Genomic DNA, 8316 nt, shown 5'->3' with positions numbered 1-8316 from the left:
CACACGGGTTTTGTGAACCGTGCAAAACCACTGTGGGAGCGAGCTTGCTCGCGAAAGCGGTCTGACATCCACCACAGCAATATCTGGATCACCCATGCCCAACATCCTCCTGGTCGAAGACGACACCGCCCTCGCCGAACTGATTTCCAGCTACCTGGAACGCAACGGTTATTCCGTCAGCGTGATCGGCCGTGGCGACCATGTGCGCGAGCGGGCGCGAGTCAATCCGCCGGATCTGGTGATTCTCGACTTGATGCTGCCAGGGCTTGATGGTCTGCAAGTCTGTCGTTTACTGCGCGCCGATTCGGCAACATTGCCAATCCTGATGCTCACCGCGCGCGACGATAGCCACGATCAAGTGCTGGGTCTGGAAATGGGCGCCGACGATTACGTCACCAAACCTTGCGAGCCTCGGGTCTTGCTGGCGCGTGTGCGCACCTTGTTGCGCCGCAGCAGCCTCGGTGAACCGTTGACCGTCAACGACCGCATCGTCATGGGTAATCTGTGCATCGACCTGTCCGAACGCACCGTGACGTGGCGCGATCAACCGGTTGAGTTGTCCAGTGGCGAATACAACTTGCTCGTGGTGCTGGCGCGACACGCCGGTGAAGTATTGAGCCGCGACCAGATTCTGCAACGCCTGCGCGGTATCGAGTTCAACGGCACCGACCGCTCGGTGGACGTGGCCATTTCCAAGCTGCGTCGCAAGTTCGATGACCACGCTGGCGAGGCACGCAAGATCAAAACCGTGTGGGGCAAGGGCTATCTGTTCAGCCGTTCCGAGTGGGAATGCTGAGCTGATGTTTCGCATCCTGTTTCGCCTGTATCTGGTGACGATCGTTTCCTACAGTGCGGCGATCTATCTGGTGCCGGATCTGGTGGTCATGGCGTTCCGCGAGCGCTTCGTCACTTACAACCTGGACTATTCGCGCGGACTGCAATCGCTGATCACCCGGCAGTTTCACGCGGTGCCGCAAGCGCAGTGGCCGGCGCTGGCGGCGTCGATGGACAAGGATTTCCAGCCGCTGCACATCGTTCTTGCACGGATCGACGATGCCCAGTTCACCGCGATCGAGCAGGAGCGCCTACGGCGGGGTGAAAACGTCGTGCGCATTGGCGATTGGGGCTGGCGCACGCTGGCGGTGACGCCGCTGGACGACATCTCGGCCGTGCAAATGGTCGTGCCGCCGGACCCGATGGACGTCAATCTGTTGTACTGGAGCATCAACGTATTGGTCGGCGCCACGCTGCTCGCTTGCCTGCTGATGTGGCTGCGCCCGCACTGGCGTGATCTGGAACGGCTCAAAGGTACCGCCGAACGCTTCGGCAAGGGCCATTTGAGCGAACGCACGGAAATTGCCCCGAGTTCCAATATCGGCAGCCTTGCCAACGTCTTCGACACCATGGCCGGCGATATCGAAAATCTGCTCAATCAGCAACGTGACTTGCTCAATGCGGTCTCCCACGAACTGCGCACACCGTTGACGCGGCTGGATTTCGGTCTGGCGCTGGCGCTTTCGGACGATTTGCCGGCTGCCAGTCGCGAGCGCTTGCTGGGACTGGTCGCGCATATCCGCGAACTCGATGAGTTGGTGTTGGAGCTGTTGTCATACAGTCGCTTGCAGAATCCGGCGCAAATGCCAGAGCAGGTCGAGGTATCGCTGGATGAGTTCATCGACAGCATTCTGGGCAGTGTCGATGAAGAGCTTGAGTCGCCGGAGATCGTCATCGACGTGTTGCTCCACGGTCAATTGGAGCGGTTTTCGCTCGATCCACGCCTGACCGCGCGGGCGATCCAGAATCTGCTGCGCAATGCCATGCGCTATTGCGAGAAGCGCATTCAGATTGGCGTGCAGGTCAATGCCGAGGGCTGTGAGATCTGGGTCGATGATGACGGCATCGGGATTCCCGATGACGAGCGTGAGCGGATTTTCGAGCCTTTCTATCGACTGGATCGCAGCCGGGATCGGGCGACCGGTGGTTTTGGTCTGGGCCTGGCGATCAGTCGCCGTGCACTGGAAGCGCAGGGTGGCACGTTGACGGTTGAGTCTTCACCGTTGGGCGGTGCGCGGTTTCGGCTGTGGTTGCCCACTAACGCCTGAACTTCATGCCCCTGAAAAGATACCTGTGGGAGCGAGCTTGCTCGCGAAGGCGGTATGTCAGCCAAATATGCGTTGACTGACCCGACGCCTTCGCGAGCAGGCTCGCTCCCACATGGGGATTGCGTTGTTCAGACCAGCTCTGTGGATTGAATCAACCCGACCCCGGCACTTTGCATACGCTCAATCGCTGCCGTCAGTGATCCGTTCAGATCGATCGCCCGGCACGCATCCAGCACCACATAAGCATTGAATCCCGCCGCCCGTGCATCCAGTGCTGAATACATCACGCAGAAATCCAGTGCCAGCCCCACCATGTAGACCGTATCGATCCCGCGCTCTTTCAGGTAGCCGGCCAGCCCCGTGGTGGTTTGGCGATCGGCTTCCAGAAAGGCCGAGTAGCTGTCGATATCAGGATTGCAGCCCTTGCGAATGATCAACTGGGCATGAGGCAAGTCGAGTTCCCGGTGAAACTCGGCCCCCGCTGTCGATTGCACACAATGGTCGGGCCAGAGTGTCTGCTCGCCGTAAGGCAATTGAATGACATCGTAGGGCTGGTGACCGGGATGACTGGAGGCGAATGAGGCATGGCCGGTGGGGTGCCAATCCTGTGCAACGACGACCTGGGTGAACTGGCGGGCGAGCCGGTTGATCAGCGGCACGATCAGGTCACCTTCCGGTACCGCTAATTGGCCGCCGGGGGTGAAGTCGTTTTGAACGTCGATCACCAGTAAGGCAGTGCGAGACGAAATCGCCATCGGGGGGAGTACTCCTGGAATATGACTTTCTTCGGCGTGGAAGTAACGTTTCTCTTGGCACAAAACGACTGCTCAACGAATTCAGGCGTGGGATAAGCCGCTCTACGATTGCTGCGAATGGCGCCGGCTTTCGTTCGCCTTTTACGGTCACTCCGACCAATGGTAGCGTTTTTACCGGTTTTACAGGGTTCACCTGTCAGATCTGACAGTAGGCAACCGCGGGCGATGGGTGTTTCATGCGCAGGACAAGAACCCCTGCTTCCGATCGTATCGGACCCTGTTCCCAAAGGATGATCACTATGGACGTCAAGACCCTTGAAAAACCGCGAATTGCCGGCATGAGTCAGCCGGTCCCCGGGCCAGAAAATGCAGATGCAGGGCTGCCTCTGGCACTGACTTATCTGTACCCGGAAGGGGTGAAGGTGTTCATCGAACCCGCCACTACCGCGCAGGACAATGACGTCTATGCCGTGCGTTTGAACGGAGAACGGGTTGCGGAGAAACCCATCGCCACCGGCGAGGCGACTCAACGGGTAATCGTCTATTTGGCTGCGGGCAAATGGAAGAGTCCGCTGAATGTTCTTGATTACGGGATAGAGCGAGATGGCGTGGAGCTCGAAGCTTCGGCGCCGTTGACGGTTATTTATCACGACAAGCGTCCGGGTAACGTGGACCGTTTTCCTGAGGAGGAAGGCCATTCCGAACTGGTGTTTGAAGTGGCTCCGGATGCGCTGGATGAAGGTGTAGACGCCGAGCGTGCGCGTACAGGCGTAAGCATCAGCGTTACCTACCCGATAATGAGAGCGTTCGACACCATCGTGGTGTATTGCAATGGTAAAACCTTCAGTCATGTGGTCAGTGAGGAAGCGGCGGATCAGCAGCGGCCCATCCAGATGACCATCGATGAGGCGACCTTTCGCGCGGCCGGGGACAGTGCGCACTTTGAAGTGCGTTACACGGTATTTGATCGTGTGGGTAACAGTCCGGATGTCAACAGTCCGAACTCGGCCAGCCAGTATCTGTACGTCAACCTGAATGGCACCTGGTATGACCCACCGATCCTCAGCGAGGACCCCGATGATCCTGACGATGACGCCAGCAGCGTCGAACTGGAAAAACTGGCTGGCGAACCGGCAATTGCACAAATCTATGTATCGCGCAGTTGGCTCAGAGACGATGAAATCCGTTTGACGGGGCGCTTCTATGCTAAGGACGGAGCGTTACTGGAACATTTGACGCTGACCGAAAAAGTGAAGAATGCACCGTTTTCCTACTCGATCCCTGTGCCTTACGCTGCGTTTGCTGCCGCAGCGAAGGGACATGCAGTGTTTTCGTATCAGCGCGTCAGCCAGGGGGTCGAACTCGACCGCTCCTATGTCCTGAAAACCAGTATCACCGGCGAGCCCGCTGCGACCCTTTTACCACCTGCACTCGTGGGCTCCGGTTACCTGATCGATCCTCTGGATTTGCCCAACGGTGTGACAGCCCGAGTCGAATACCTGGAGGATCAACCCGGTGACAAAGCGCGGCTGTTGGTCCAAGGCATAACCGGGCCGGGCTCGCCAGTCTTTGTTCCAAGCGCCTTCAACAAGAACCACCGGGCCAACTTTCTGATCGAGTCTTCAGTGCTGGCGGCCAGTCATGGCAAGACAATCCAGCTGTCATGGGAGTTGCTGCGAGGTGCGGCCCCTCAACCCTCCGCGCACCGTGACGTGGTGATCAAGCGGATCGAGGATCGGGATCGACGGCTGCCCACACCCGATATCCCTCAGGCCAGCAACGGGATACTTGATCTGGCTGATTTTACCGGTGGTGCGCAGGCGCAATGTGCGGTGTGGCCATTGATGGCGGAGGGGCAATTGCGTTGGTTTCGTTTGCACGGCACAGATATCAACGGTGACAGTTACACGATTGTCCTCGCCGAAGCTGCTCCAGTGACAGCGCCGGAAAAAGACAGCGGGCTGGATAATGCGTTGCCGCGCAGCGAACTCCAGAAACTCAAACCGGGTGCGTCCGTGCGCATGGAGTTGAAAGTTGCCTATGACGGGCTCAATGACGAAACCACTGCAGTGGTGTTCAATTCGCCGACATTCACCGTGCTGAATTCTCCCGCGACGTTAATGGAAGATTTCACCGGCGTGCCGAATCAGACGGCACGACAAGGCGCAATCATGGAAACGCCCACTATGCAGATCACGTTCAAATCCGGTGATGGCGAGTGCGCGATCATGCCTCGTTCCGACATCGGTCAATCCTTTCCCGGTCGAATCGATGGTCAGGTACTGAGCATTGGCCGCGACGCCTTTGGCGAGGCCGCGCAGGTAGTGGAAATAAAACTGAAGAATGCCTGCTCGCGAATCAGTTTTTTTCATTTAAGCGTTAACTATGAGGACAGCACCGTGGCTTACTACGCCAGCAACGGGGGGCTCTTGGGGCGTCAGGCGTTAGGTTCGTCCTACGGCACACCGGTCAATGTTGCCTTTGATGCACCGGGGATCGCACGACTTGAGTTCCATAGTCCGAAACCTGACTGGTTTTCCCTTGACTCCTTTAAAGTGGATGCCTAGTGCCGTCAGACCAGTTCCGCCAACTTGAACATGCCGGTCAAAGCACTAGCCGATGGATCGCGATTTCAACAGCGTTGCGCTCTGCTCAAGTGCAGCCGCCGGAACGTGTCCGATCAACATCCAGGCATGTTCATGCTCTGTCCAGAACACTACATTCATCTCGTGTCGACGTTCATGCTCAAGCGCTCGGCTACCCTGGTTCGAGCGCGTGACGCATAACGCCAGAGGCCCATGCCTGGCATCGAGGTACATGATCTGTGCGATCGGCACACCGTCGTATTCAAGCACTTGTGCGCGTTTGAATTCGGCACCCGGCAGTTTCAACGTGGCGGGTGAGAGATTCAGGCCCAGGCGCGCATCAACCGTGCGCAGTTGCGCGCGTTGGGAGGCTTCGTCGGTGGGCAGGTGATCAAGCGTTTGCGGCACATACAGCGCCATGTAATCGCCCACCAATGCGCGCCAGTTGTTCGATTGCGCGGCGTGCCAGCCGAGGAATAACCGGTCGGCCAACACGCCTCCGGCCAACAGCGCAGCGGCCGCGCCACCGATAAACCAGCGGCGACTCAGCCCAGGCTTTTCTGGCGAAGGAATGGCATCCAGCCGCGCTTGCAGTCGATCCAGCGGCGCCTGTTGCGCCAGTTCGTCATAGGCGTTCTTGTACGGCAGATTACTGCGGCTCAGCCATTGCACGCGCAGACTGAGCAGCGGGTCTTCGGCAATGGCATTGTCCAGTTGATGGCGATAGTCGCCGTCCAGTTCGCCGTCGAGGTAGGCGACCAGTTGTTCATCCGAAGGTGTGTTCATGAGCGGTCTCCTTCGGTGGATTTCGGCACAGCCTGCAACGGCGGGTATTCGGCGAGTTTCAGGCGGGCGGTGGCCAGACGGCTCATCACAGTGCCGATCGGCACTTGCAGGATCTCCGCGACTTCGCGGTAGGACAAACCTTCGACGTAGGCGAGGTAGACCGTTTCCCGCTGGATTTCAGGCAGCGCATCGACGCGGCGAATCACTTGCGCCGCCATCACGTGCGTCTGCGCCGCGTATTCACCATCGAACGCCAGTTGACCATCGGCATCGACCTGTCCCGTCCCCTGACGCACGCGACGAGCGCGCACTTCATTGAGCCAGATCGAATGCAGAATGCTCAGCAACCAGCGATCCATGCGCGTACCGGCGATGTACTGATTGGCGCGCTCCAGCGCTCGCACACACGTGGCCTGTACCAGATCCTCTGCCACGTGCCGGTTGCGCGACAGCAGCAGACCGTAGCGCCACAGTCGCGCCAGATGCTGTCCGAGTTCTGCTCTGAATGCCTGATCGTTGAAGATGATGGCGGCCCTTATAAGTGCTCAGGTTTTCGATGAATCATTGATGGCTTCGGCCAGGTCCTGGTATTCCTCGCACGAGGTGCCGCAAATCGATCTGATCTGCTGCAACTGCTCCTGCGCCAGATCGACGCGGCCTTTGATCACATAAGCCTCACCGAGGTATTCACGCACTTGCGCGTACTGCGGATCGAGCTGCACCGATTTCAGGTAATAACCGATGCCCTCGTCGGTGCGTCCCAGTTTGCGCGTGGCGTAACCGCGATAGTTGAGGGCTTTGGCGGTGTTGGGTTGTTTCAGCGTATCAAGCAGCGCCAGGGCCTCATCGTAGCGACCGGCCTTGGCAAGGCGATAGGCGTAATCAGTACGGTCAGCGTCCGGCAGCAGACTGCTGGTTTGCAGCACGCATTTTTGCGTTTTGCTGTCCCAGACCTGGCCTTTCGGGCATTCGGGCTTCTGCACTGGTTCTTCTTCATCACCATTGGCCAAGGCCAATTGGCTGGACATCGCGGCGACCAGCAGCAACGGGGCGGCGAACATAACGGAACGGATAGTCATGGGCAAGGCTCCACAGGGGCTTATGTTTCACTTTGAACACCACGGGGTGAATTTTTATTCATTGCTTTATCAGTGACTGTTCAAGTTCGGCGTAAATTCAAGCGCTATGCTCGGGAGCGTCTGCCGTCGATCCGATGTTTTGCCGTAAGGAGAGTTGCCATGACCGATCACGTCCATCATTCAGCCGCTGCCGGCTACAAAACCGCCGCCGACACCTACGTCAAAGGACGGCCGGACTATCCGCCGCAGGTCAGTGAGTGGTTGACTGCGACGCTGGGCCTGGATGGGCATAAAACGGTGATCGATCTGGGCGCCGGCACCGGCAAGTTCACCGGACGCCTGGTGGCGACCGGCGCGCAAGTGATCGCCGTTGAACCGGTGGCGCAGATGCTGGAAAAACTGTCTGACGCCTGGCCCGATGTGCTGGCTGTGAGCGGTACGGCGACCGACCTGCCGTTGCCGGACGCTTCAGTGGATGTGGTGATTTGCGCGCAGGCGTTTCACTGGTTCGCCAGTACCGAGGCGCTGAGCGAAATCGCTCGAGTACTCAAGCCCGGTGGCCAGTTGGGGTTGATCTGGAATCTGCGCGACACCCAGGTCAGTTGGGTGCCGAAACTGGATGCCATCGTCAACGCGCTGGAAGGGGACACGCCGCGCTATTACACCGGCACCTGGCGCACAGCATTTCCGCACCCGGCATTTGAGAAATTGCAGGTTGAACAGTTTCATCATGGTCATACCGGCTCACCGGAAGATGTGATCTTCAACCGCGTGCGCTCCACCAGTTTCATCGCCGCACTGCCGGAGGCGCAGCGGGCAAAGGTCGATGAGCAGATTCGTGCGTTGATTGCCGCCGAGCCTGGGTTACGCGGCAGGGACGTGGTGACAGTGCCTTATGAAACCGCCGCGTTCGTTGCCGTAAAAAAGGGCTGAATGCCACGACATTCCAGTGTAGGAGTGAGCCTGCTCGCGATAGCGGAGTGTCAGTCACCTCATCTTTGGCTGACAC

8 protein-coding genes are annotated in these 8316 nt (G+C 58.5%); 4 read left to right on the top strand and 4 right to left on the bottom strand.

Annotated features, from left to right (window positions below; all coding sequences use genetic code 11):
• Window positions 1-94 precede the first annotated feature (94 nt).
• Both ACW9IR_RS27470 and ACW9IR_RS27465 read left to right on the top strand, forming a co-directional pair.
• Entirely contained in the window at window positions 95-796 is a 702-nt protein-coding gene (locus ACW9IR_RS27470) for a response regulator transcription factor (RefSeq protein WP_016984459.1), read from the top strand.
• A gap of 4 nt (window positions 797-800) precedes the next feature.
• Window positions 801-2102 (top strand): ATP-binding protein, encoded by a 1302-nt coding sequence (locus ACW9IR_RS27465; RefSeq protein WP_095120910.1) that lies wholly within the window; start codon window positions 801-803, stop codon window positions 2100-2102.
• Window positions 2103-2230: 128 nt separating this feature from the next.
• Here the strand turns inward: ACW9IR_RS27465 and pncA are convergent, their stop codons facing one another.
• The gene (gene pncA, locus ACW9IR_RS27460) at window positions 2231-2857 is read right to left on the bottom strand and encodes a bifunctional nicotinamidase/pyrazinamidase (protein ID WP_127927233.1); all 627 of its coding nucleotides are present in this window, start codon (window positions 2855-2857) and stop codon (window positions 2231-2233) included.
• 299 nt (window positions 2858-3156) lie between these two features.
• Here pncA and ACW9IR_RS27455 point away from each other — a divergent pair, with 299 nt between their 5' ends.
• Window positions 3157-5424, top strand: coding sequence for a hypothetical protein (locus tag ACW9IR_RS27455; RefSeq protein ID WP_457465752.1), 2268 nt, complete (start codon window positions 3157-3159; stop codon window positions 5422-5424).
• A gap of 45 nt (window positions 5425-5469) precedes the next feature.
• On the opposite strand, the gene ACW9IR_RS27450 is transcribed toward ACW9IR_RS27455, so the two are convergent.
• From ACW9IR_RS27450 to ACW9IR_RS27440, 3 genes are all read right to left on the bottom strand, one after another.
• On the bottom strand, window positions 5470-6228 hold the full coding sequence (locus ACW9IR_RS27450; protein WP_457465750.1) for an anti-sigma factor family protein: 759 nt from the start codon (window positions 6226-6228) through the stop codon (window positions 5470-5472).
• Window positions 6225-6710, bottom strand: coding sequence for an RNA polymerase sigma factor (locus ACW9IR_RS27445; RefSeq protein ID WP_457465753.1), 486 nt, complete (start codon window positions 6708-6710; stop codon window positions 6225-6227). Before ACW9IR_RS27445 ends, ACW9IR_RS27450 begins: the two co-directional genes overlap by 4 nt.
• Window positions 6711-6773: 63 nt before the next feature.
• Window positions 6774-7307 carry a tetratricopeptide repeat protein gene (locus ACW9IR_RS27440; protein ID WP_110719211.1) on the bottom strand — a complete coding sequence of 178 codons (534 nt, stop codon included), beginning with the start codon at window positions 7305-7307 and terminating at the stop codon, window positions 6774-6776.
• A 159-nt stretch (window positions 7308-7466) separates the two neighbouring features.
• Between ACW9IR_RS27440 and ACW9IR_RS27435 the strand changes: the two genes are divergently transcribed.
• Entirely contained in the window at window positions 7467-8240 is a 774-nt protein-coding gene (locus ACW9IR_RS27435) for a class I SAM-dependent methyltransferase (protein ID WP_457465748.1), read from the top strand.
• Window positions 8241-8316 lie beyond the last annotated feature (76 nt).

Source organism: Pseudomonas sp. SDT291_1_S447 (assembly GCF_054070155.1).
Note: the sequence above shows the minus strand (reverse complement) of the source record. Positions and strands in the feature narration are given on the sequence as shown.

Excerpts from the sequence above, each read along its gene's own strand:
- ACW9IR_RS27455 (WP_457465752.1), top strand. The coding sequence starts at position 3,157 with ATGGACGTCAAGACCCTTGAAAAACCGCGAATTGCCGGCATGAGTCAG.
- ACW9IR_RS27465 (WP_095120910.1), top strand. The coding sequence starts at position 801 with ATGTTTCGCATCCTGTTTCGCCTGTATCTGGTGACGATCGTTTCCTAC.
- ACW9IR_RS27435 (WP_457465748.1), top strand. The coding sequence starts at position 7,467 with ATGACCGATCACGTCCATCATTCAGCCGCTGCCGGCTACAAAACCGCC.
- pncA (WP_127927233.1), bottom strand. The coding sequence starts at position 2,857 with ATGGCGATTTCGTCTCGCACTGCCTTACTGGTGATCGACGTTCAAAAC.
- ACW9IR_RS27470 (WP_016984459.1), top strand. The coding sequence starts at position 95 with ATGCCCAACATCCTCCTGGTCGAAGACGACACCGCCCTCGCCGAACTG.
- ACW9IR_RS27440 (WP_110719211.1), bottom strand. The coding sequence starts at position 7,307 with ATGACTATCCGTTCCGTTATGTTCGCCGCCCCGTTGCTGCTGGTCGCC.
- ACW9IR_RS27450 (WP_457465750.1), bottom strand. The coding sequence starts at position 6,228 with ATGAACACACCTTCGGATGAACAACTGGTCGCCTACCTCGACGGCGAA.